The 22,442-nt window shown below is 45.7% G+C and carries 23 protein-coding genes; 15 read left to right on the top strand and 8 right to left on the bottom strand.

Features of this window, described 5'->3' with window-relative positions; genetic code table 11:
- Positions 1-69 precede the first annotated feature (69 nt).
- Complete coding sequence (locus tag BBC0122_RS06915; RefSeq protein WP_077992446.1) at positions 70-858, bottom strand: TSUP family transporter; 789 nt, start codon at positions 856-858, stop codon at positions 70-72.
- A gap of 159 nt (positions 859-1,017) precedes the next feature.
- Between BBC0122_RS06915 and BBC0122_RS06910 the strand changes: the two genes are divergently transcribed.
- The 3 genes from BBC0122_RS06910 to cobM are packed head-to-tail and all read left to right on the top strand — an operon-like array spanning position 1,018 to position 2,621.
- Positions 1,018-1,455, top strand: a complete 438-nt coding sequence (locus tag BBC0122_RS06910) for a tellurite resistance TerB family protein (RefSeq protein ID WP_077992443.1) — start codon at positions 1,018-1,020, stop codon at positions 1,453-1,455.
- Between the two features lie 15 nt (positions 1,456-1,470).
- Positions 1,471-1,857 carry a cobalamin biosynthesis protein gene (locus BBC0122_RS06905; RefSeq protein ID WP_077992441.1) on the top strand — a complete coding sequence of 129 codons (387 nt, stop codon included), beginning with the start codon at positions 1,471-1,473 and terminating at the stop codon, positions 1,855-1,857.
- Positions 1,854-2,621 (top strand): precorrin-4 C(11)-methyltransferase, encoded by a 768-nt coding sequence (gene cobM / locus BBC0122_RS06900; RefSeq protein ID WP_077992438.1) that lies wholly within the window; start codon positions 1,854-1,856, stop codon positions 2,619-2,621. Before BBC0122_RS06905 ends, cobM begins: the two co-directional genes overlap by 4 nt.
- Here cobM and BBC0122_RS06895 read toward each other — a convergent pair.
- Positions 2,554-3,333, bottom strand: a complete 780-nt coding sequence (locus BBC0122_RS06895; RefSeq protein WP_188318006.1) for a cobalt-precorrin-6A reductase — start codon at positions 3,331-3,333, stop codon at positions 2,554-2,556. The two genes, cobM and BBC0122_RS06895, sit on opposite strands and share 68 nt — an antisense overlap.
- Positions 3,320-4,423, bottom strand: coding sequence for a cobalt-precorrin-5B (C(1))-methyltransferase (locus BBC0122_RS06890; protein WP_077992433.1), 1,104 nt, complete (start codon positions 4,421-4,423; stop codon positions 3,320-3,322). The genes BBC0122_RS06895 and BBC0122_RS06890 overlap by 14 nt, the downstream gene beginning before the upstream one ends.
- Positions 4,424-4,540: 117 nt before the next feature.
- On the opposite strand from BBC0122_RS06890, the gene cobA reads away from it, so the two are divergent.
- The 4 genes from cobA (at position 4,541) to cbiB (ending at position 9,101) form a co-directional block, all read left to right on the top strand.
- Positions 4,541-5,362 (top strand): uroporphyrinogen-III C-methyltransferase, encoded by an 822-nt coding sequence (cobA, locus tag BBC0122_RS06885; RefSeq protein ID WP_077992432.1) that lies wholly within the window; start codon positions 4,541-4,543, stop codon positions 5,360-5,362.
- Positions 5,359-6,657, top strand: a complete 1,299-nt coding sequence (locus tag BBC0122_RS06880; protein ID WP_077992431.1) for a cobyrinic acid a,c-diamide synthase CobB — start codon at positions 5,359-5,361, stop codon at positions 6,655-6,657. The genes cobA and BBC0122_RS06880 overlap by 4 nt, the downstream gene beginning before the upstream one ends.
- Before the next feature lie 237 nt (positions 6,658-6,894).
- Entirely contained in the window at positions 6,895-8,118 is a 1,224-nt protein-coding gene (locus BBC0122_RS06875) for an MFS transporter (RefSeq protein WP_077992430.1), read from the top strand.
- 5 nt (positions 8,119-8,123) lie between these two features.
- Positions 8,124-9,101: an adenosylcobinamide-phosphate synthase CbiB gene (cbiB, locus tag BBC0122_RS06870; protein ID WP_077994562.1), complete on the top strand. Its 978-nt coding sequence runs from the start codon at positions 8,124-8,126 to the stop codon at positions 9,099-9,101.
- Here the strand turns inward: cbiB and BBC0122_RS06865 are convergent.
- From BBC0122_RS06865 to grxB, 4 genes are all read right to left on the bottom strand, one after another.
- Complete coding sequence (locus tag BBC0122_RS06865) at positions 9,060-10,517, bottom strand: MFS transporter (RefSeq protein ID WP_077992429.1); 1,458 nt, start codon at positions 10,515-10,517, stop codon at positions 9,060-9,062. The two genes, cbiB and BBC0122_RS06865, sit on opposite strands and share 42 nt — an antisense overlap.
- A gap of 160 nt (positions 10,518-10,677) precedes the next feature.
- Positions 10,678-11,889: an NADP-dependent isocitrate dehydrogenase gene (locus BBC0122_RS06860; protein ID WP_077994560.1), complete on the bottom strand. Its 1,212-nt coding sequence runs from the start codon at positions 11,887-11,889 to the stop codon at positions 10,678-10,680.
- A gap of 79 nt (positions 11,890-11,968) precedes the next feature.
- Positions 11,969-12,319, bottom strand: coding sequence for a DMT family protein (locus BBC0122_RS06855; RefSeq protein WP_077992428.1), 351 nt, complete (start codon positions 12,317-12,319; stop codon positions 11,969-11,971).
- 20 nt (positions 12,320-12,339) lie between these two features.
- The gene (gene grxB / locus BBC0122_RS06850) at positions 12,340-12,990 is read right to left on the bottom strand and encodes a glutaredoxin 2 (protein ID WP_077992427.1); all 651 of its coding nucleotides are present in this window, start codon (positions 12,988-12,990) and stop codon (positions 12,340-12,342) included.
- Positions 12,991-13,619: 629 nt separating this feature from the next.
- Between grxB and BBC0122_RS06845 the strand changes: the two genes are divergently transcribed.
- Together BBC0122_RS06845 and BBC0122_RS06840 are read left to right on the top strand one after the other, a co-directional pair.
- Entirely contained in the window at positions 13,620-14,264 is a 645-nt protein-coding gene (locus BBC0122_RS06845; protein ID WP_077992425.1) for a hypothetical protein, read from the top strand.
- Between the two features lie 290 nt (positions 14,265-14,554).
- Positions 14,555-15,034 (top strand): thermonuclease family protein, encoded by a 480-nt coding sequence (locus tag BBC0122_RS06840; protein WP_077992423.1) that lies wholly within the window; start codon positions 14,555-14,557, stop codon positions 15,032-15,034.
- Positions 15,035-15,604: 570 nt separating this feature from the next.
- Here BBC0122_RS06840 and BBC0122_RS06835 read toward each other — a convergent pair.
- Positions 15,605-16,321 carry a FadR/GntR family transcriptional regulator gene (locus BBC0122_RS06835; RefSeq protein WP_077994558.1) on the bottom strand — a complete coding sequence of 239 codons (717 nt, stop codon included), beginning with the start codon at positions 16,319-16,321 and terminating at the stop codon, positions 15,605-15,607.
- 115 nt (positions 16,322-16,436) lie between these two features.
- On the opposite strand from BBC0122_RS06835, the gene BBC0122_RS06830 reads away from it, so the two are divergent.
- The 6 genes from BBC0122_RS06830 to BBC0122_RS06805 all read left to right on the top strand — a co-directional run bounded on the left by BBC0122_RS06830 (position 16,437) and on the right by BBC0122_RS06805 (position 22,439).
- Positions 16,437-17,189 (top strand): SDR family oxidoreductase, encoded by a 753-nt coding sequence (locus BBC0122_RS06830; RefSeq protein ID WP_077992421.1) that lies wholly within the window; start codon positions 16,437-16,439, stop codon positions 17,187-17,189.
- A 17-nt stretch (positions 17,190-17,206) separates the two neighbouring features.
- Positions 17,207-18,049, top strand: a complete 843-nt coding sequence (locus tag BBC0122_RS06825) for a fumarylacetoacetate hydrolase family protein (RefSeq protein ID WP_077992419.1) — start codon at positions 17,207-17,209, stop codon at positions 18,047-18,049.
- Positions 18,050-18,135: 86 nt separating this feature from the next.
- Positions 18,136-19,446, top strand: a complete 1,311-nt coding sequence (locus BBC0122_RS06820) for an MFS transporter (RefSeq protein ID WP_077992417.1) — start codon at positions 18,136-18,138, stop codon at positions 19,444-19,446.
- Positions 19,447-19,514: 68 nt separating this feature from the next.
- Complete coding sequence (locus BBC0122_RS06815) at positions 19,515-20,792, top strand: L-fuconate dehydratase (protein ID WP_077992415.1); 1,278 nt, start codon at positions 19,515-19,517, stop codon at positions 20,790-20,792.
- A gap of 18 nt (positions 20,793-20,810) precedes the next feature.
- Positions 20,811-21,635: an amidohydrolase family protein gene (locus BBC0122_RS06810; protein ID WP_077992413.1), complete on the top strand. Its 825-nt coding sequence runs from the start codon at positions 20,811-20,813 to the stop codon at positions 21,633-21,635.
- Positions 21,636-21,659: 24 nt separating this feature from the next.
- Positions 21,660-22,439 (top strand): SDR family oxidoreductase, encoded by a 780-nt coding sequence (locus BBC0122_RS06805; protein WP_077992411.1) that lies wholly within the window; start codon positions 21,660-21,662, stop codon positions 22,437-22,439.
- Positions 22,440-22,442 lie beyond the last annotated feature (3 nt).

The raw sequence follows: 22,442 nt of genomic DNA, 5'->3' as shown, positions 1-22,442 counted from the left end.
CGGCAGCTTTGTGCGAACCGGTTTTTTAAAAGCCCTATGATGGAATTTTGAGAGACAAGCTTTTATCTCTCAGAGATTCAGCCATTGCCGCAACGGATTGTCATGAGCTTGTAAGAGTTTATAGGCAAGAATAACGCATACAATGACCAATAATGGTTTTATGAGCTTGGCACCGGTTTTCATGGCAACGCGTGCCCCCATTTGCGCACCGATAAATTGGGCAATTCCCATAGCAATGCCGATTTTTACATTGATCGAGCCCATGACGGCAAAGGTCAGGAAACCACCGAGATTGGATGAAAAGTTCAACAGTTTCGTATGGGCTGTCGCTTTGAGGATTCCGAACCCTGACAGGGAAACAAAGGCAAGCATATAGAAAGAACCGGCACCCGGACCGAATATGCCGTCGTAAAAGCCGACAAGAGGCGCCATAGTCAGCGAAAAGATGATTGGCCGCATCCGCTCCTGTTTATCAATGTCGTTAAGGTTCGGCTTGAATGCAAAATAACAGGCAACAACAATGAGCAGAACGGGCAGCAGTGCTTGAAATAATTTGACGGGTATAAGGGTCGCAACCAGTGCGCCGATAATACTTCCGATAAAGGCCATGGCGGCTTGGAGGATTTGTTTCCTGATATTGACATGTCCACCACGGGCATAGGCGACCATTGCAGAAAATGAGCCGAAAAGTCCCTGCAACTTGTTTGTGCCCAATGTTTCGACAGGCGGAAGGCCCGAAAGCATAAGGGCAGGGATGGTGATGAGGCCACCGCCACCGGCAATCGAGTCTATAAAACCGGCAAGCAAACCGGCAAAAATCAAAATCAGAACAGTCGGGTCAGAAAGAAATTCCAGCATTTGCGAATATTACCTGAACAGAATAGAATAAGGAATAATAGAATAATTTCGATAAAGAAACGTCAAACGTTGCATTCATGCACTTGTGTTTTTTATGCAATATTGGCAAGCTCTGCTTTTAGTTCAGCTCTTCTAACGTGGCAAGAAGCGGAGTTTCGCATGTTTGACAGCATCGCAAATTATTTTTCCCGTCATAATTCGGTTCGTAAAGTGGCAGAAAATCCGGCAACAGCGGCCGAACTTCTCTTGCTCATTCATTTGGGTTTTGCCGATGGCAAACATACACCAAGCGAAACCGCTGCTTTTTCAAAAATTGCCGAACAACAATTTGGCGTATCTCCCGATGCTTTGCCGGATGTCATCCAATATCTTTATGATTATGGCTATGAAACAACAACCGGTCAGGCTGCGGCTCTCTTTGGCGAATTGGCGCCGGATAGGCGTATTGCACTTATCGAGAATTTGATGACAATTGCCGCTGCCGATAATCATGTCGACGCTGATGAAGTTGCGCTCATCCATCGGATAGCAGCCATTCTCGGTGTTCCCTCACAAGAGGTAGAGCGGATTTATAACACCGTCAAAGAACGCGCTTGAAAGGCGAAACCGGATATGGTCGATAGAAGCTCTATGCCGGTTTTTGTGGGCATAGGCATTTCATCATCTGCCACAACGGGTGACATGGAAAAGGCTCTCGAAACTCTCGAAAAATGGAATGTTGCGGCTTTTTCAACGCTTGAAGGTAAAGAATCCAACGGGCTTATTTTAAGCGCTTTGAAACGTCTTTCTGTTCCTCTCCTTACATTTTCGTCTGAAGAGTTGGAAACAATGACTTGTTTTCTCAAGAACCCTTCCGATATTGTTTTTCAACATACGGGCTGCCATGGCGTTGCGGAAGCTGCGGCTTTGGCGGCTTCAGGTAAAGGTGGTATTTTGCTCATTGAAAAGACGAAAATTGGTGGGCTTACCATTGCTGTGGCAGGACGGAAGGAAGAATGACAGTATATTTTATTGGCGCAGGTCCGGGGGCATATGATCTCATTACAGTGCGCGGGCTTAATCTCATAAAACGTTGTCCGGTCTGCCTTTATGCGGGCTCCCTTCTTTCGGATGAATTGATTGCCGAAATTCCTCATGAAGCACGCCGTGTCAATACCGGCCATCTTGACCTTGATGCCATTGTCGAAGAGTTTGTCAAAGCGGAAAGAGAAGGAAAGGATGTTGCAAGGCTTCATTCCGGCGACCCTTCTATCTATAGCGCAATAGCCGAACAGATGGCAGCACTCGACAAGCTTGCGATCAATTACGAGGTGGTACCGGGGGTGGCTTCCTATGCGGCAGCAGCGGCAGCCATAAAGCAGGAATTGACACTTCCAAAGCTAAACCAATCGGTCATTTTGACACGGACATCGGTCAATTCTTCACCCATGCCGGAACTTGAGACATTATCAAATTTAGGACAAGCAAAAGCGACAATGGCAATTCATCTTTCGGCAAAAAATATTGCCGCCATCCGGAAAGAATTATTGCCGATTTACGGCGCCGATTGCCCCGTTATTGTTGCCTATCATGTAAGCTGGCCGGATGAAAAAATCATTTCAGGCACACTTGCCGATATTCATGAAAAGATAGCGCAAGAAAAAATAGAAAAAACCGCAATCATCTTTGTCGGGAAAGCACTTCGGCCGGAAAAGCTTAGCCGTTCGTCTCTTTATGCTTTTCCGCACGGTCCGCTTGGTAAAACTTCTGCACCAAGTCGATAACATCTTTTTCCGCACTCAAAGTGACAACATCGGGCAGGGGCTTTCTGGTTATCATAATCACCGGAAGGCCGAGTTTGCGCGCAGCCTTCAACTTTGGAAAAGAGGCAGTCCCACCGGAATTTCTGCACACGAGACAATCAGAATGATGGTTGACGAGAAAATCATATTCTTCTTGTTCATTTTCCGGTTTACCAAGCACAATTTCTATATTGGCTTCGGGAACAAAATTTTTCGGTTTCTCGACCATACGTGCGACAAATGAAACATCTTTGCGCAGCAGAAATTCATTGATGTGCTGGCGCCCTATCGCAAGAAAGCATCGGCTGTTTACTGGAATAGCGGCAACGGCTTCCGCAATATTATTCACCGTCAGCCACTTGTCTTCTTTCGCCGCTTGCCAAAGCGGACGCTCGAACCGGATATAGCCGATTTTTTCCGCGCGCGCTGCCCGCCAGGCATGATCGGTCATTGTTTCGGCAAAAGGATGGGTTGCGTCAACAATAAGCCCTATATTTTCTTTTTCGATTGTATTGATAAGCCCGTCAATGCCGCCAAACCCGCCAATGCGGTATCGCCCCGCCGGAATTTTCGGATGCATTGTGCGGCCAGCGAGAGACGAAAGAACAGGATAGTTCTCTTCGGCAAATTTTTCTGCGAGAGCATAGGCTTCGCTGGTGCCACCCAATAATAAAACTGTCCTACTTTCTCGCAAGAATATTTCCCTTTCTGTCGGTCACAATGATTTCGATAGCAACCGGCGCACCCCTTAGTGTTTCTTCAGCAATATGTTTTGCCTGAAGCGCAATAGGAGTGGCAATATCAATTCCTTCTTTTGTAGCAATATCAAGCACTTCTTTCGCAGTATTCGCATTTTCGATGAAGTTCTTGAAAGATTGGTTCAAGCCGGCATTCTTTGCAACATTCCACAAAAATGTCTTGTCGACTTGGGAGCGGGAAGAATGAAGGTCCATTTCCCCTTGCGCGAGTTTTGTCAATTTTGCAAAACCGCCTGCAATTGTGAGTTTATCGATCGGGTGGTGACGCAAATATTTTAACACGGCACCGACAAAGTCTCCCATATCCAATATGGCATAGTCGGGAAGATGGTAGATTGCCTGAGCCGCATCTTCCGAAGTTGCTCCGGTTGCACCAAGAACATGGCTTGCCCCTTCTGCACGGGCGACATCAATACCGCTATGAATAGAATGAATCCATGCCGAACAAGAGAACGGGTGAACAATACCGGTTGTGCCGAGAATGGAAATGCCGCCCAGAATGCCAAGGCGCGGATTCCATGTTTTGAGCGCGATATTTTCGCCATCCGGCACTGAAATTGTAATCACCAGATCTTGCGGAAAAGAATATTTGTTACAAATTTCCTTGCAAACCTCGCTCATCATGCGGCGCGGAACGGGGTTGATGGCCGCTTCCCCGACATCAAGCGGTAAACCCGGTCTTGTAACAGTTCCAACACCTTTTCCTGCTTTGAATATAATTCCGCTGTTTGGAGAGGCAGGGGTGACAGTTGCAATAATGGTCGCCTTGTCTGTCACATCGGGATCATCGCCTGCATCTTTGATAATTCCTGCTGTTGCCTGATTTTCTCCAAGACTTTTGAGAGATAGCGCAAATTGCGGCATTTGCCCTCTTGGTAATCTTATCTCGACGGGATCGGGAAAAGCACCGGTTATGAGAGCGGTGAGCGCTGCCTTGGTAGCAGCGGTTGCGCAGGCCCCTGTTGTCCAGCCCAAGCGAAGGGGACCTTCCGGTTTGTGTTTCAATGTGCTTTGCAGGTCTGCCATTTTGACAATATTTCTTGAAAATTAAACGTTTACAGTGGTTGGAAACTGCACAATAGATAACACATATAATGCATTGATTCTTGTTTTCTATAGATTTTACCATCAAAAGGACCCGAAATGACGGCAGATTTGCCATTCAAATTGCCACAGTTCATTGCCGGGCATGTATGGTTGGTGGGCGCAGGGCCAGGTGACCCCGGACTTCTCACACTCCATTGTGTCAATGCACTTAAACAGGCAGACCACATCCTTTATGACGCGCTGGTCGATCATTCGTGCCTCAAGCTTGCAAAGCAAGGCGCAATTTTAGAATTTGCCGGTAAACGCGGTGGCAAGCCCTCGCTTAAACAGCAAGAAATCACGGAACGCATGATTTGCCTTGCCAGAGAAGGCAAACGGGTTTTGCGTTTGAAAGGCGGCGATCCTTTTGTTTTTGGCCGCGGTGGTGAAGAGGCGCTCGCTTTGATAGAAGCGCATATTCCCTTTCGTGTTTTTCCCGGAATAACAGCAGGTATAGCAGGGCCTGCCTATGCAGGTATTCCGGTTACACATCGCTCCATCAATCATAGTGTATTGTTTTTAACCGGTCATGATGCAGACGGTACAGTGCCGAAGTCTTTTGACTGGAAAGCAATTTCCCGCGCCGCTCCGGTTCTTGTGTTTTATATGGCGATGAAACACATTGATGAAATTGCCGATGACCTTATCAAAGGGGGGCGCAAGAGTGATGAGCCGGTCATGTTTATCACGCATGCGACGACTTCCAATCAGCGGATTTATAAAACCGAACTCGGCCATATAAAACAAACAATCAAAGAGCATGACATTGAACCACCGACAATTGTAGTCGTTGGTAAAGTTGTTTCGCTTGCTGATAAACTCTCGCCGGACAGTGTTACAGACGAATTGGAAGACGAATTGGATAACAGATCATTATGAATGGCTTTATGGTGAGCGCTGCCAATTCGGGAGCCGGTAAGACTGTTATCACTCTGGCATTGATGCGGGCTTTGAAAGAACTGGGATTAGACGTGGCCCCGCGAAAAGCAGGGCCCGATTTTATAGATCCCGCATTTCATAAAGCGGCAACAGGTGAGGATAGTTATAATCTCGATTGTTGGGCAATGCGCGACGCGCTCATAAGAAATATCAATTTTACCGACAATTCGGAGCGGAGGTTTTTTGTTGTCGAAGGTATGATGGGGCTTTATGACGGCGCCATCAACGGCAAGGGTTCGTCTGCCGAACTTGCTAGTTTATTGGATTTGCCGGTATTTTTTGTCGTTGATGTGACAAGCCAATCACATTCGGTCGCGGCACTTGTCAAAGGTTTTGCCGAATTTATGCCGGGATTGCGCTTTGCCGGAATTATCCTGAATAAAATTGGAAGTCCCCGACATGAAGCCATGCTTCGCGCGGCCTTGCAACCGCTTGATATTCCGGTGGTTGGCGCTGTTTACAGAAATAACGCGCTGACACTCCCCTCACGTCATTTAGGACTGGTTCAGGCTTCCGAACGAACCGATCTTCATGCTTTTATCGGAAAAGCGGCAGAAATCATAAAGGAGAGCGTTGATCTTGAGGCGATGATCGCATTATCGACTTCAAATCGGGAGAAAGTTGCTCGTGCGGCGATTGATTATATCCCGCCACTTGGACAGCGTATTGCAGTGAGCCGTGATGACGCTTTCCGCTTTTCTTATCCACATTTGCTTGATGGCTGGAGAAAAGCCGGTGCCGAAATCATATTCTTTTCGCCTTTGGCGAATGAAGTGCCGGATAAAGAGTGTGATAGCGTCTATTTATGTGGTGGTTATCCCGAACTTTTTGCCGGAAAACTGGCGGCAGCAGAGAAGTTCAAAAAAGCCATGATTGATATGGCAAAAGCCGGAAAAACCATTTATGGCGAATGCGGTGGTTATATGACTTTGGGGGAAACATTAGAAGATAGCGAAGGTGTTAAACACCCGATGCTTGGTCTCTTGCCACTGAATACCAGCTTCAAACAGAAAAAACTGCATTTAGGCTATCGCCGTTTGGTTTCTGAAGGGGAGTTTTTCGGAAAAACAGGCTTTCGAGGACACGAATTCCATTATGCTTCCATTGTAGATGAAAAAGGCGGTATACCGCTTTTTAAAGCCTATGATGCGCTTGACCATTCTTTAGGTACAAGGGGAATGAGAATAAACAATGTTGCCGGTTCGTTTATCCATCTGATAGATATAGAGGGATGAAAAAATATCCTACACGCTAAAAGAAAATGCGGTGTAACTGTTTGATGTGTTTTCGAGTAAATTTACCAAAAATCCGGTCGTTTCGGCTTTCTATCAAGAGAGCAAGCGGGGCGACGGTGGTGGAAACAAACTGCCTTGAACAGATTGAATTTGGAAGATATTTTCTTGCGCCGACAGGGTGTTGACTGGCAAACCGGATATTTGAACCAAACGCATTCAGGGATTCGTTCTTAGGCTATGAAATATAAAATTGATCGACTCAATGTTGCTTCGGGAATTGATGCCAAAACGCGCCGTTTGTGTATTTTCGCGCTCGCCGTCGGTGCGTTTGCAATTGGAACATCCGAATTTGTGTCCATGGGGTTGCAACCGGAAATGGCCAAAAGTTCGGGTGTCGATATACCGACTGCCGGCCAATATATTTCGGCCTATGCACTCGGCGTTGTCGTAGGTGCGCCGGTTCTGGCTGTCGCGACTGCTAAATATCCGCGGAAATATGTTCTGGTTGCTTTGATGCTGTTTTATGCATTCTCGAACATTGCCAGTGCCTGTGTGACGAGCTTCCATGCCCTTGTCGGCTTGCGATTTATGAGTGGTTTGCCCCACGGTATCTATTTTGGCGTTGCCTCTATTGCCGCTTCCTCCATGGTAGAGATGAAAAATCGCCCCAAGGCAATTGGTGCAGTTATGCTTGGGCTTACAATTGCAACAGTTGTCGGTGCGCCTTTTGCAACCTGGCTTGGTCAGCAACTTGGATGGCAAATGGCTTTCGTTATGGTGGGCAGCATCGGAGCCCTTTGTGCAATTTTGGTGTTTTTCTTTCTGCCCAGTTTGCCGACGGCATTGGGAACAAGTCCACTGACCGAGCTTAGCGCGTTGAAAGAAAAACAGGTCTGGTTCATGCTGGCAACAGTCGCCATTGGAACAGCCGGTCTCTTTGCTGTTTTCAGCTATATCAAATCGACTTTGACTGTCGTTTCCGGCCTTTCAATAGGTTGGGTTCCCTTTATCATGCCGCTTATCGGCCTTGGCATGGTTACGGGAAATATTCTGGGCCCTAAAATTGCTGTGAAAATCGGTCCGATGAGAATGCTGTTTTGTGCACTTTTATGGAGCACAATTACATTCTTCCTGTTTTATTTCCTTTGCCATTCCGGCATTACGGCTGCTATCGGTTGTTTCCTGATTGGTACGTCTTTTGCCAGTATGCCTTCAATCCAGACGCGCGTTATGGATGTTGCAGCCAACGCCCAGACTCTTGCCGGAGCCCTCATGCAATCGGCTTTCAACGTTGCCAATGCTTTGGGCGCTGAATCGGGCGCGGAAATCTTGCGGCTTGGTTTCGGCTATCAGGATACGGCGATTTTGGGAGGCTGTCTCACATTTTGCGGCCTGTCGATTTTTACTCTCTCCTGGTATGTTGAAAAACGCGATCAGGCTAAAGCATTAAAACAGGCGTGAAAGCTGTGGAGCGTCTCTGTTTTATCCTTTTATTGGCGCTCCTGATTGATCGGTCAATCGGCGACCCCGACTGGTTATGGCGCAAACTCCCTCATCCGGTAGCGGCATTCGGGGCAGGGATAAAGTGGTTTGAAACGCGATTTAACAGGAAGTCGATGTCTTCCCGCCGCAGGAAATGGTATGGCCTCGGTGCTCTTCTCATCTTGTTGCTGGCAACCTTTATTGTTGGCCTTGTTGTTCATAGGCTTTTGCTTCCACTAGGGTTTACAGGGATAATCATTGAAGCGCTGGTTGCCTCCATCTTCCTTGCGCAAAAAAGCCTTGTCGATCACGTCGCTAGAGTTGAAAAAGCGTTCAAACAAGGTTCGCTTGCCGAAGCGAGAAGCGCTGTTTCGCTCATAGTCGGGCGGGAAACAAAAAATCTCGATGAAAGTGCGGTTTGTCGCGCAGCAATTGAAAGCCTTGCCGAGAATAGCTCTGATGGCGTTGTAGCACCGGTGTTCTGGTATCTTATCCTCGGTCTTCCCGGCCTTTTTTGTTATAAATTGGTGAACACGGCCGACTCGATGATCGGCTATAAAAACGAGCGCTTCAAGGATTTCGGCTGGGCTTCGGCGCGGCTTGACGATGTCGTTAATTTTATACCGGCGAGATTGACAGCGTTAATCGTTATCCTGACAAGCGGACTTTTTATCAATCGGAAAGCTGCTGCAAAGTCACTTGAAGTAGTGAAAAAAGATGCGCGCCACCATCATTCACCCAATGCCGGTTTTCCCGAATGTGCCTTTGCAGGAGCCCTCGATGTCAAGCTTTTGGGGCCACGGATCTATTCAGGCGAAGCTGTTGACGAACCATTCCAGAATGATAGCGGAAAAATGGCTCGTCCCGCCGATATTTACCGTGCCATCCGGCTCTTCAAGCGTTCAATGGATGTGCTATTTTTAATTATTCTGGTTGTGTTTCTGATTGCTTTTGTTAATTGAATGTTTTCCATCCGGCCGGTTGAGCATATCGCGAGAAATAATAAAGGCGAGCGGCACTGCAAGCAGCAATATGACAATCAGAAAGATAAACAGCACTTTGGAAGCCGCAATCATACCGCTCACTCCACCCGGATCGAATAATCCGGCAAGATTGGTAATGCTTCCGGCGAGTGCTGCACTTAAAGCTGTTGAAAACAATTGGATTGTTGTAAGGGATGCACTGGCACGTGTCGCGTCTTTTTCGGAAGCACATTGTAATACGCGGGTGAGCAAATGCGGCCATGACGTTCCAGCCCCGACACCGATCAGGAACAGCGCGAGACAAATCGAAATCAGAAATCCCGATGACTTCATTTCAGACGGAATGAAATAGAACAACGTCGCCATTCCGAGCATATCAATCACGGGGGCGAGAATGATGATTTTGCGCACAATTTTCGGCGAAGCTCCGGCACTTGGCAATGAACCGCAGGTCCAGCCGATACTCATAAGGGCGGCAATATAGCCTGCAACAAGTGGACCTCTCCCGTGAAGTTCCTGAAGAAACAGGGGAAGATAAAGCTCCGCACCGTTTACGGCGACCGAAATAATAACCATCAGGCCGTAAAGCGGCAGAAATATCGACCGGATTGAAAATGAACCGTCGGGAAGCATTTTATTTTCCGATCGTTTGTCGATAATCCCAAGAACAAGAAGCAGAATAGCACCGATAATTATGCCGGCAATTTTGATATTGTTGTCGCTCACTGCACTGCTAGCCGAAATGACAAGAACCATAACGGTCAAAACAGCAAGCTGGATAACAGGAAGCCGTTCCGAAACGTTTTGACGTTCTGTCGTGCCGGGCAAAACTTTAAGCGCAACGCCGGAAAATAAAAGTGCCAGAATACCAACTGTCCAGAATGAAGCACGCCAAGTGCTGTATTCGGCAAAAATGCCGCCAATGGCGGGGCCAAGTAACGTCGAAATTCCCCACATGCCGGAAATGAGCCCCATCGCCCGTGGCCATAACGCAGGGTCGAATACAATTCTCACCATGGAATAGGAAAGTGACAACAAAAAGCCACCACCGAAACCTTGAATGAGCCGACCGAACAGGAATGTTGCCATCGTCGGGGCAACACTACAAATAAGGGTTCCCGCAGCAAACAGAAGTGCCGAAAGGACATAAGCGGTTTTGGGCCCAAAACGGGCCAACAATTTTGCTGCAAGCGATGCACCGATGAGCGATGCTGTCACAAAAATTGTTGCTGCCCATGAATAATATTGCTCACCGTGAATATCGGCAACAAGGGAGGGCAGGATAGTGACGACGATGTAGACATTGACCGCATGCAGAGCAACCCCGCCTGCAAGTGTTACAGAGCGGACACCATTTCTACCTGAAAGAAGTGTTGACCAGCCTTGTTCATTCATTGTCATCCCTATATTTTTTTTAGAATCAGTTTCGGTCTTTTAAATAGCCTCATAAGGCTTTAGTGCCAAGAAACGAAACTTTGATCGGCGTTTTTTGTTCCTGCTAAAAACAAAAAGCCCCGTGCGAAACGGGGCTTTTTGCTTTTCAAATTGGAAATGTTCAAGCAAGTGCTTTGGCAAGATTTTCCGCAATTTTGTCAAGGAAACCTGTTGTTGAAAGCCATTTCTGGTTCGGTCCGATGAGCAAGGCAAGATCCTTGGTCATGAAACCGGATTCAACAGTATCGACACATACTTTTTCAAGTGTATCGGCAAAGTGCTTCAACTGGTCATTGTTGTCGAGCTTTGCACGGTGCGCCAAGCCACGTGTCCAGGCGAAGATCGAAGCGATCGAGTTGGTCGATGTTTCTTCGCCGCGTTGGTATTGACGATAGTGGCGGGTTACTGTTCCATGAGCAGCTTCGGCTTCAACAGTTTTGCCGTCCGGTGTCATGAGAACGGAGGTCATGAGTCCCAATGAGCCGAAACCCTGAGCCACTGTATCGGATTGGACATCACCATCATAATTCTTACAAGCCCAGACATATCCGCCGGACCATTTAAGTGACGAGGCAACCATATCGTCGATCAGACGGTGCTCATAGGTGAGATTATATTTATCGAATTCGGACTTGAATTCCTTATCGAAAACTTCCTGAAAGATATCTTTGAAGCGGCCGTCATAGGCCTTCAAAATGGTATTCTTTGTGGAAAGATAAACCGGAACTTTGCGCTGCAAGCCGTAATTGAATGATGCACGGGCAAAATCGCGGATAGATGCATCAAGGTTGTACATAGCCAATGCAACACCGGCACCCGGTGCATCATAAACATCATGTTCGATAACGGTTCCGTCTTCACCGACAAATTTGATTGTCAGCTTGCCTTTGCCGGGGAATTTGAAATCTGTCGCTTTATATTGGTCACCAAAAGCATGACGGCCGATAATGATCGGTTTTGTCCAGTGCGGAACGAGACGGGGTACGTTTTTGCAAATAATCGGCTCACGGAAAATAACGCCGCCGAGAATGTTGCGGATTGTGCCGTTCGGCGACTTCCACATTTTTTTCAGGTTGAACTCTTTTACGCGGGCTTCATCCGGTGTGATTGTCGCACATTTAACGCCAACACCATATTTCTTGATGGCGTTTGCAGCGTCGGTTGTTACCTGATCGTTGGTCGCATCGCGATTTTCAATCGAAAGATCATAATATTTCAGATCTATGTCGAGATAGGGATGGATCAATTTTTCCTTGATATATTGCCAGATAATGCGTGTCATCTCGTCACCGTCGAGTTCGACGACGGGATTTGCGACCTTGATCTTTGCCATATGATAATCCTCTTCCATAATTTTGGTTTTTTGCCGTTATAACATTCATGAACAGGAACTGGAAAGCCCTAAACCGATATTATAACGGACCTTTGAAGATGAAGTAGGCTCCGCTTACAATAAGTGCAAAGCCGACAAAATGGTTTATCGTCAGTTTTTCGCCAAGATAAAGAATCGAAAAACCGGAAAATATCAAAAGGGTTATAACCTCCTGAATCGTTTTGAGTTGGGCGGCGCTATAAACGGTGTGTCCCAAACGGTTTGCGGGAACCGCAAGGCAATATTCAAAGAATGCAATTCCCCAGCTTGCTATAATGACGATCATTAATGGCTTGTTGGTGAATTTTAAATGCCCGTACCAGGCGAAGGTCATAAACACATTCGACAACAACAACATGCCAATCGGCGCGATGTAAGGTAAAATCTGCATTTGTGGCAAACCGACAGAGCTTATAATGCGCGATCGTAATAAAGCTGAACGCCGGTCAGAGCAGAAATATGTTTGACATAATCCTCAAGTTGCTGTGGCATTTTGATGTCTTTTACAATCGTCAAATTGCGTAATGTCGGAAATATCATGACATCATCCCAACTGAGACTGTTACTTGTATTATCGGGATTAAAAGACAAAGTAGCCAGTCTCTCTTCAACATTCTTTTTATGCTCGGCTGTTTCACTCACAGCCTGATCGAATGATTTGCCGAGTGACTTTTCTTTTTTTGCCTGAAAATATTCAATGGCCGATTTCGTAGCAAATTCGGGAAGTGATGCTTTTACATTGCGTGGATAAAGCAGTGCATTAATATCCGAAGAGACCTCGGAAAGCTCGTCGGTGACCCGCTTTTGAATATCGGTTGCCGGAACAATAACGCGACTTTTCTCGCCAATTTCATCAAATTTATGCGCAATATCCAGGCTTTCGACCATGGCCGAACCATCGTCAAATTCCAGAATAGGAACCTGTTTTTTATGAACAAGCCGCATACACGTTTCGGAATCATCATTCAGCAAAACAATATATTCAACTGGAACTTGTTTATATCCCGCTGTCATCTTGGCACGGACACAGAACGGGCAATGGTCGTAATAATAAAGTTTCATCGGAATTTCCTTGGGCGTGTTTCTGGCTGTTGAATGGTAAAGCGGTCAAACGGTGTCGTTTGGGGCGTGTCGTTTGGCTCTGAACGTATGCCAGCTTAGCGCAAAACAATTGAATGTGAAAGAAAAGTAAAATTGATAATAACAGCCTTATCTATCTCCTCATATTTCATTCAAGTTTACCGCGTTTCTGGAGCCGGAAATTCTATTTTCACCCGCGAATGAAAAAGGCGGAACAAACAATTTTCAGTTTTATTTTCGTATTAAAACCAAAGTGCCTAAACTGGTATAATCATCTTTAATTCAATTCAAAATATAACGACAGAAAATTGTAATAATTGTTATTATTAAATGATATATTTATAAATCAATTTTCTTGATTTGATTTTATATCATTGATTCAATAAAAGAAAATACCAGTTATTATCAACATAATTGAGATATTCAGATCGATGTTTATCAAAAAGCCCTTGTAATAATGGGAGCTTGAACAGTTCAGGAGCTGTGCCCGTTCTGTTTGACAGCCGGCTTTTTCAGAGTTTTGCGGGATTATTTGCATAATTTGACTATTTGAACTATATTATAAACAAAGAATAGTGCACGCTCATATCGGCATTATATCGGAGGTTAAAATGGTATCTGTTACATCAACCGATTTGAATCTGGTCAATCATGGTTTTGATGTTCCGGGATTGCGAGCAGCCCAGAATATTCAGGAAATTGTCCAGTCGAAAAATACGACACAATCTGTTCGTGTCGATGATCGTAACGTGATGTCGCCTCGTATTTCCGACGCTTTGTCTCGTATTCAGGAACTTGTTGAAAAAGGTATCAGTGCATCCGGCATTATCAATCAGCAAGTCAACACGAATATGACCAATCCGCAATATTTCACCGGTACATTAAAGGACGCGGATGCTGCAAAATATGCAGGTTTCGAGGGCGTTCCGGCTGGCAATTTTCAGGTGTTCACCCCGCCTGAAATCAGCGACGACAAGCTGAAAGACCTTGTTAAATCGGCTGCCCAGCTTGGCGGCTTCCCGAATGGCGATGATGCATTGTTCAAAGCACTACAAAATAATACAGCGAAGATCTACAACCAGAAAGATTCCGAAAGTCTTCTTGGTAAACCTGTTGATTGGAAGCAGGGGAGCATTGGCGGTACAATGTGGGATCGCACTGCAGTTGACCAAAAGGCAGTGCAACAAGTTGCACAAGATGGCAAGAAAATTTTTGCCGGTGCAATCGGTTCTATTCATTTCGCGGTTGTTTACTAAAGCTTGATTGCCAGTTTCAGATTTCAATGGCTCAATTCATGATAAATGTTGAGCCATTTTTATTTTAACAATTGTAATGTGAATTTTTTGCATCCGATGAAAAAAGCGCATCTCCTCATTGAAGTGATAGCTTGGCTGAAGGCTGCGTTATAGCGGAGAGTTCCATTATCGCTCGCACGAGACAAAATATTTTGCTTTATAGAACCTCATTTGGCCCGAATTTATTCTTTGAAATAATGTAAGAAACGTCTAAACTCTGGTAACTTCCGAAAGATAGTATGGTGTGAACGATGCGCTTTTTCATTTCATTTCTGTTGTGTATTTTGTCATTGCCTGCCTTGGCTGAAAGTCGCGCAGCGATAACGGGAGCTATCAATGTAATTGACGGCGAAACACTGGAAATCCGCAATCAACATATAAAACTGTGGGGAGTTGACGCCCCGGAGCTTGGGCAGATATGCCGGAGCGCGGATGGTATTGGCTATGACTGTGGTAAGCAGGCAGCATCTGCACTTTCGGATTGGTTGACCAATTTACAACCGGTTCAATGTGAGCCTCGTGGCAATGACAATGCTGGAAATGTCATTGCTATTTGTTATTCGTCCACAGGGGATGATATAGCAGGCTGGATGGTGCGCAATGGCTATGCCATTGATTGGCCAAAATATTCCAACGGCTTTTATGGTGTCTCACAAAAAGAAGCTCGACAAAACAAGAGCGGTATTTGGCAACATAACGAAGCCGCACCGTGGAAAATCACCGAGAAGTAGAACGATTTTTCAACTTGAAATCGAACTTGTAAGTGGATGTGGAACACGCAAACGCGGCTATGACATGAAATAATGTCGAAAATGCCGCTTTTGCATGATTTTAATGGAAGTTCTGTTTGCAACGATAACCGGAAAAAATCTGCCTATCCGTCCGATTGCAGAATTTATTTGATTTCTGACCGGTGTGGATACCAGAATTCAAAATAAAAACATTAATAAATATAAATATGTTATAATAAAAATCAATAAAAATAACTATATTTAAGGATTGATGTAATTATAACATTATTTAATGTATAAACATTTTAAAAATGTTTTTTGTTTGGAAGTTTAAAATTTCTATTCTATTTTATTAAATGGTTTGTTTTGAACAATATTCCGGAAAAATAAATGAAAACCCGAGAAGACAGAACCGAAACAACCGGATTGAAGCCGGTCCGAATTTGCATTGCGATGACACCTTTGATCGGCAGGATTTCAGCCAACATATTTTAAAATTTATGTATGTTGTTCAGGAATAAATTGATCTTCATAGGCTCATGGCGCAAAGCAATAATAATCGGAAAATCTCTATTCGGTTTTTCGTGAAAAAATGTTTATAACATTCCGGATATGGTTCGCCATTGCGGAACGCGCCCTATCAGGTTGTCTTTGTTCGATTGCTACCAATATCTGGTGATGTTCAATCTGTGAACGGAGCGGCATATCCTCTGGCGTATAAAGCTTCTGTAATCCGCTGAACAGTTCGGTATATTGCTGTCCTAAAAGATATTCGAGGAAATAAACGTAGGCAGCATTTTGTGACGCTTCAGCAATTCTGATGTGGAACAATCGGTCGCCGATATGGTCTTTTGAATGTTCGAGATTGTCCGAGACATTCATGATGTAAGCCTGTTTAATTCCTTCCATCTGCTCGTCTGTGCGTTCCAATGCTGCAATTTCGGCAAGATGTGGTTCAAGGTACAAACGCGCTTCCAGTAGCTCGAATGGAGCTACGTCGCCATTAGACTTGAGATAAGGTTGAAGTAGAGAGTGGATTTCCCGCTTCAAATTCGGCGAGCGGACACTTTTGGTCGATAACACATAAACGCCGCTACCGACTTTGACTTCGACGATACCCGATACCTCAAGTGCAATAATTGCCTCGCGAACGGAAGTGCGGCTAACTTTCAGTATTTCAGCAAGATCGCGTTCAGGCGGAAGTTTATCGCCAATATGATAGCAACCGTCTTCTATGTCCTGCACAATTCTATTTGCGATAGATTGGTATAAACGGGAATTATTCATCAGGTTGTTTCCAAAAAAAGTGCTTGCCAAGTTTAAAATTCCATTGTTAATTGGTCTAGCCAAAATAATTGGTCTAACCAATAAACATGACAATACTGTCATATAAGGAGGAACGATGCGCCTCAATAGGAAAAGATGTGTCATTACCGCAGCAGCGCAAGGTATAGGACGTGCTTCGGCACTGAAATTTGCACAAGAAGGCGCGCAAGTGATTGCTACAGACATTAATAGCGAATTACTTGCAACCATTCGGGAGGAAAATCCGGATATAGAAATTGCTGTTCTTGATGTAACCGATAGCCAAGCGATTAACGCTTTTGTACATAAGGTAGGCACAATTGACGTACTTTTTAACTGTGCAGGATGGGTTCCTGCCGGCTCGATCGAAGAATGTGACGACGCGCAATGGCAAAAGGCATTCTCGATAAATGTTGACTCGATGTTTCATATGATAAAAGGGTTCTTGCCATTGATGCTGAAAAATGGTGGCGGATCCATTATTAATATGTCATCCGCAGCCTCCAGCATAAAAGGTGTAACAAACCGTTTTGCATATAGTGCTACGAAGGCTGCAGTGTTGGGAATTACCCGCTCGGTTGCCGCCGATTATGTAAAAAAGGGTATCCGCTGCAATGCAATTTGTCCCGGAACAGTAGATTCACCTTCGTTACGCCAACGCATTTCTGTGCAAGCCAAGCTTGAAAATCGCAGCGAAGCAGAAGTTTATGAACAATTTGTCGCGCGCCAACCTATGGGACGGATAGGTAATGTGAACGAGATTGCCGCTCTTGCGGTTTATCTGGCAAGTGACGAAACGTCGTTCACTACCGGAACATTCAACATGATTGATGGTGGTTGGACCAATTAATTAGCAGGAGGATAAAAGTGAAATTATTGCGTTTCGGAAAAAAAGGATATGAAAAGCCCGGAATTCTGGATAGGGATAACAATATTCGTGATCTTTCAGGCATTGTTCGCGATATTGACGGGGAAGTGCTTGAGAACGAATTAACCAGAATTCGTGATATAGATATATCTAGTTTACCGATTGTGGATGGATCGGTACGACTTGGCCCCTGCGTTGCCAAAACAGGAAAATTCATATGTATCGGCCTCAATTATTCCGACCATGCAGCCGAAACAAATGCTCCGATCCCAAGCGAACCGGTTATATTCAATAAGTGGACCAGTGCGATCAGTGGCCCCTTTGATGATGTTGAAATCCCCCGTGGTTCCAAGAAAACCGATTGGGAGGTCGAATTGGGTGTGATTATCGGCAGAAGCGGTCGCTATATCGAAAAAGATCAGGCGATGGACCATGTCGCAGGATATTGTGTGATCAATGATATTTCCGAACGTGAATACCAGATCGAACGCGGCGGGACATGGGATAAAGGAAAAGGTTGCGATACATTCGGGCCTATCGGTCCTTGGCTCGTTACAAAAGACGAGATTGAAGACCCGCAAAATCTTGATCTCTGGCTTGATATAGACGGGAAACGTTACCAGAACGGCAATACGCAAAAGATGATTTTCGACGTTGTTACAATCGTCAGTTATGTCAGTCAGTTCATGAGTTTGCAGGCGGGTGATATTATCTCGACCGGTACGCCTCCGGGAGTGGGTCTGGGGTTGAAGCCGCCGGTTTATCTGAAGCCGGGGCAAACGATGCATCTTGGTATCACCGGTTTGGGCGAGCAAAAACAGAAAGTTGTTTCCGCCGGTTAACGGACTGAATTCAATAGTATAGCTTCCGGCGCGGGAGGTGCCTGAAGCTTTGCAAGCCACAGACATGGTATTTTGGGAGGATAACCATGAAAATAATTGCGGCATATCAAGATCCGTTATTAAACAAAACAGTTACAAAAGTATGGGTAAGGCTTATGCCATTATTATTCATACTCTATTTTGTGGCTTTTATAGATCGGGTAAATATCGGCTTTGCCAAAGATGCAATGCAAAGCGATCTCCATCTTTCCGATAATGCCTATGCTCTGGGGGCCGGAATATTTTTTTCCGCTTATGCGCTTTTCGGTGTGCCGGCCAATTTGATATTAAATCGTATCGGCGCACGAAAATGGATAAGCATGACCACTATTGTGTGGGGTGCGTTGTCCATGACAACCGGCTTTATCACGAACGAATATGAATTTGTTCTTCTCCGGTTTTTCCTTGGAGTGGCGGAAGCCGGGTTCTATCCGGGTATTCTTTTGTTAGCTTCAATGTTTTTTCCCGATAAAGTACGCGGAACAGTTATAAGTGCTTTTGTTTTAGCTGTTCCCTTTGCCCTCGCATTGGGTTCCCCGATCTCCGGTGCACTTCTGGAACTCGAAGGCTTGTTAGGATATGCCGGTTGGACGTGGATGTTCATAATAGAAGGACTTCCAGCAGTATTCACCGGTATTTTTTGTTATTTCTACCTTGATGACGCTCCTGACGATGCAAAATTTTTGTCTTCTGACGAGCGGGCGGTACTGTGCGGGCAATTGGCAAAAGAGAGCAAGAAACAGCAAGTGCGTCATTTTGGTGGAGCCGTAAAAAGTATGGCACTTTGGCATCTTGCATTGATATACGGATTTCTCCAAATCGGTGTTTACGGGATGTTATTCTTTTTGCCTTCCCAGGTTGCCGCTCTTATGGGTACGACAATAGGCTTCAAAGCGTCGATAGTCGCATCCATTCCCTATATAGCCGCTATATTCGGAGTTTATTACATACCGCGTTATACCGATAGACATCCCCATCTGCGTTTGATGGTAGCCGCATTGATCGTTATCCTTGCAGCGATCGGATTGGTTGTTTCCGCCTATGCTTCTGCACCTTTCGCAATTGTTGCCCTTTCGTTTTCGGCAATCGGTTTCCTCGCTGTACAACCCATTTTCTGGACATTTCCGCCGCAGGTATTATCAGGCAGTGCGCTTGCTGCGGGAATAGGCATATGCACCATGGTTGGAGCGATAGGAAGTTTTTTTGCTCCGATAATTCGTGTTGAATCGGAAAGGCTGTTGGCAAGCAAGTCGGGCGGCCTTGTCGTTCTCTCCCTATGCACGCTCGTCTGCGCAGCTCTCATCGCTACATTTTCCGTGTACCGCCAATACGGCTATGAAAAGCAGGCGGCAGCGTGACAAGCAAAAAATATGTCATCGGATGCAAACAGAACAATTAACTTGAACGCTTATCAAAGGTACAAATAATGACGAAAATCATCGATATGGACGTTTTGGACATACGGTTCCCGACTTCACAAGATCTGGATGGTTCCGACGCCATGAATCCTGATCCGGATTATTCTGCTGCATATGTAATTTTAAAGTCCGATGACGACAGCCTCAGCGGACACGGGCTGACCTTCACAATCGGTCGGGGGAATGAAATTTGCTGCGCCGCAATTAAAGCAATGCGCCATTTGGTAGTGGGGATGGATCTTGAGGAGATTAAACGAAGCCCCCGCAAAATGTGGCGTACTCTCACCTCTGACAGTCAACTTCGCTGGATTGGTCCCGACAAAGGAGCAATCCATCTCGCAACAGGGGCAGTAGTGAATGCTATATGGGACTTGTGGGCTAAAAGCGAGGGAAAACCCGTTTGGAAGCTTGTTGCGGATATGACACCGGAAGAATTGGTGAATTGTATTGATTTCCGTTATTTGACCGATTGTGTCGACGAAGATGAAGCAACGGATTTATTACGCAAATGGGCGGCGAACAAGTCGAATAGAGAGGCAATCCTTCGCGAAAAGGGGTATCCCTGTTATACAACTTCGGCAGGTTGGCTAGGTTATAGCGACGAAAAATTGGCGAGGTTATGCAAAGAGGCAATCGACGCCGGTTTCAATTATGTCAAATTAAAAGTCGGGCGCGATGTCGAAGAAGATAAACGGCGCATAAAAATTGCGCGTGAAATCATTGGCAATGATCGCCAATTGATGATCGACGCAAATCAAACCTGGGAAAGAAATGAGGCAATAGATTGGGTAAAACAGCTTTCTTTTGCCAATCCCTGGTTTATCGAAGAGCCGACCAGTCCGGACGATGTCGAAGCGCATCGTGCCATACGTCAGGCAGTCAGCCCGGTCAAGGTTGCGACGGGAGAAATGTGCCAAAACCGTATTATCTTCAAACAATTCATCATGCGCGAAGCAATAGACATCGTGCAGATCGACGCTTGCAGGCTTGGGGGTGTCAACGAGGTACTCGCAGTATTGCTTATGGCGGCAAAATATAAGCTGCCGGTGTGTCCGCATGCCGGAGGTGTTGGTCTTTGCGAATATGTGCAACATCTCGCCATGATCGATTATCTTTGCTTTTCCGGCAGTATGGAGGGAAGGGTAACAGAATATGTCGACCATCTCCACGAACATTTCGTTTCTCCCTGCATCATCCGTAATGCGGCCTATGTTGCACCTGCAGATCCCGGATTTTCTATTGAAATGAAACCGGAGTCGTTAAAAAAATACTCGTTTGCCGGATAGCGTGTGACGGAGAACAAGATGATCGATTGTCACGTACATTTCTGGTCTTATAACAAAGCAGAATTTCCATGGATTTCAGGAGATCTGGGTTCCATTCAATGCGATCGACTTGTCGATGATCTGTTGTCTGTTATCGGCGATAAAGTCAGCAAGGTTATTGCCGTGCAGGCCCGCCCCAAACAGGGCGAGAATAATTTTTTGTGCACTCTCGCCCGGAAGTATCAAGCAATAGCCGGCGTTATTGGCTGGTTCGATTTCGATGGTGATGCAGAGCTTCAACTGGCAGACGCAAAACAACAATCCGTTATAAAAGGTTTCAGGCATCTCATTCAGGACGAAATTGACCCGTCAAGCTATCTTCGTGAACATTCCGGACTTCACTATGCAATGCCCCTCATTCAGGCAGAAGAGTTTGTCTATGAAATATTGATCCGTCAAAAAGATATTGATGCGGCTTTGGAATTTTGTTCCCGACATGATCGACATTATTTGGTCGTCGACCATCTGGCAAAACCGATATTCGGAGATGAAGAAGCATTCATTGACTGGAAAAACCGGGTTCTGCAACTCACCGGAATGGATCATGTATGTTTAAAGATTTCCGGATTGATGCTTGAAGCGGGAGGGGATGTTCCGCCTGATACTTTTCGTCGTTACACCGATTTTGTTTATGAAACATTCGGGCCGGAACGCCTCTTATGGGGCTCGGATTGGCCTGTGTCGTCAGTGGTCAAAAGTTATGCAAGTGTTTTGGATTACTGGAAAATCTGGACAGAACATTGGGACGGGAATGAAAGGCTGATTGTGGAGGAACAAACTCCCAAGCAAATTTACAGACTTTAGAAACATAATTACGGGAGTGGAATAATGGATCTTCATCTGAAGGACAAAGTAATTATCGTAACCGGTGGCGGAGCAGGAATTGGCGGAGCAATATCGCTCAATCTCGCAGCCGAAGGGGCAATTGTTGCGATTATCGGCCGATCGGCCTTGCATGATGATTTTGTCGAAAAGCTAAAGAAAAATGGTGCCCGTTACTGGTTCGGTCAATCCGATTTAATGGATGAGCAGGCCTGCGCAAATAATGTTCAGGAGATAGCAACGCGTTTCGGCAGGATCGACGGACTGGTCAATAATGCAGGTGTCAACGATAATATAGGAATAGAAAACTCCGTTCAGGAATTTCGACAATCTCTTGAGAAAAGCCTCGTACATTATTTTACAATGGCTCATTATGCCTTGCCCCATTTGGTCAAAACGCGTGGCTCGATTGTTAATATCGGGTCGAAAACCGCAATTACGGGACAGGGACATACCAGCGGATATGCGGCGGCCAACGGCGGCCGGTTGGCCTTGACACGTGAATGGGCTGCCGCGCTGGTGAATGACGGTATTCGCGTCAATGCGGTTATCCCCGCCGAAGTCATGACACCGCTCTATGAAAGATGGATTAAAACGTTCAAAAATCCACAAGAGCAACTTGAAAAAATCACTGCCAACATTCCTCTTGGAAAACGAATGACGACAGTGGACGAAATAGCAAACACTGTTGTTTTTCTTTTGTCGGACAGAGCATCTCACACAACCGGTCAGCATCTTTACGTCGATGGAGGATATACGCACCTCGATCGGGCGCTCACAGTTTGATCG

Source organism: Ditibartonella choladocola, from assembly GCF_002007565.1.
Lineage (GTDB): Bacteria > Pseudomonadota > Alphaproteobacteria > Rhizobiales > Rhizobiaceae > Bartonella > Bartonella choladocola.
This window is presented reverse-complemented; position numbering and strand designations above follow the sequence as displayed.

Excerpts from the sequence above, each read along its gene's own strand:
- cobA (WP_077992432.1), top strand. The coding sequence starts at position 4,541 with ATGACGGCAGATTTGCCATTCAAATTGCCACAGTTCATTGCCGGGCAT.
- BBC0122_RS06890 (WP_077992433.1), bottom strand. The coding sequence starts at position 4,423 with ATGGCAGACCTGCAAAGCACATTGAAACACAAACCGGAAGGTCCCCTT.
- BBC0122_RS06820 (WP_077992417.1), top strand. The coding sequence starts at position 18,136 with ATGAAAATAATTGCGGCATATCAAGATCCGTTATTAAACAAAACAGTT.
- grxB (WP_077992427.1), bottom strand. The coding sequence starts at position 12,990 with ATGAAACTTTATTATTACGACCATTGCCCGTTCTGTGTCCGTGCCAAG.
- BBC0122_RS06840 (WP_077992423.1), top strand. The coding sequence starts at position 14,555 with ATGCGCTTTTTCATTTCATTTCTGTTGTGTATTTTGTCATTGCCTGCC.
- BBC0122_RS06845 (WP_077992425.1), top strand. The coding sequence starts at position 13,620 with ATGGTATCTGTTACATCAACCGATTTGAATCTGGTCAATCATGGTTTT.
- BBC0122_RS06810 (WP_077992413.1), top strand. The coding sequence starts at position 20,811 with ATGATCGATTGTCACGTACATTTCTGGTCTTATAACAAAGCAGAATTT.
- cobM (WP_077992438.1), top strand. The coding sequence starts at position 1,854 with ATGACAGTATATTTTATTGGCGCAGGTCCGGGGGCATATGATCTCATT.
- BBC0122_RS06815 (WP_077992415.1), top strand. The coding sequence starts at position 19,515 with ATGACGAAAATCATCGATATGGACGTTTTGGACATACGGTTCCCGACT.
- BBC0122_RS06805 (WP_077992411.1), top strand. The coding sequence starts at position 21,660 with ATGGATCTTCATCTGAAGGACAAAGTAATTATCGTAACCGGTGGCGGA.
- BBC0122_RS06830 (WP_077992421.1), top strand. The coding sequence starts at position 16,437 with ATGCGCCTCAATAGGAAAAGATGTGTCATTACCGCAGCAGCGCAAGGT.
- BBC0122_RS06880 (WP_077992431.1), top strand. The coding sequence starts at position 5,359 with ATGAATGGCTTTATGGTGAGCGCTGCCAATTCGGGAGCCGGTAAGACT.
- BBC0122_RS06915 (WP_077992446.1), bottom strand. The coding sequence starts at position 858 with ATGCTGGAATTTCTTTCTGACCCGACTGTTCTGATTTTGATTTTTGCC.
- BBC0122_RS06855 (WP_077992428.1), bottom strand. The coding sequence starts at position 12,319 with ATGCAGATTTTACCTTACATCGCGCCGATTGGCATGTTGTTGTTGTCG.
- BBC0122_RS06865 (WP_077992429.1), bottom strand. The coding sequence starts at position 10,517 with ATGAATGAACAAGGCTGGTCAACACTTCTTTCAGGTAGAAATGGTGTC.
- BBC0122_RS06910 (WP_077992443.1), top strand. The coding sequence starts at position 1,018 with ATGTTTGACAGCATCGCAAATTATTTTTCCCGTCATAATTCGGTTCGT.
- BBC0122_RS06905 (WP_077992441.1), top strand. The coding sequence starts at position 1,471 with ATGGTCGATAGAAGCTCTATGCCGGTTTTTGTGGGCATAGGCATTTCA.
- BBC0122_RS06835 (WP_077994558.1), bottom strand. The coding sequence starts at position 16,321 with ATGAATAATTCCCGTTTATACCAATCTATCGCAAATAGAATTGTGCAG.
- BBC0122_RS06860 (WP_077994560.1), bottom strand. The coding sequence starts at position 11,889 with ATGGCAAAGATCAAGGTCGCAAATCCCGTCGTCGAACTCGACGGTGAC.
- BBC0122_RS06875 (WP_077992430.1), top strand. The coding sequence starts at position 6,895 with ATGAAATATAAAATTGATCGACTCAATGTTGCTTCGGGAATTGATGCC.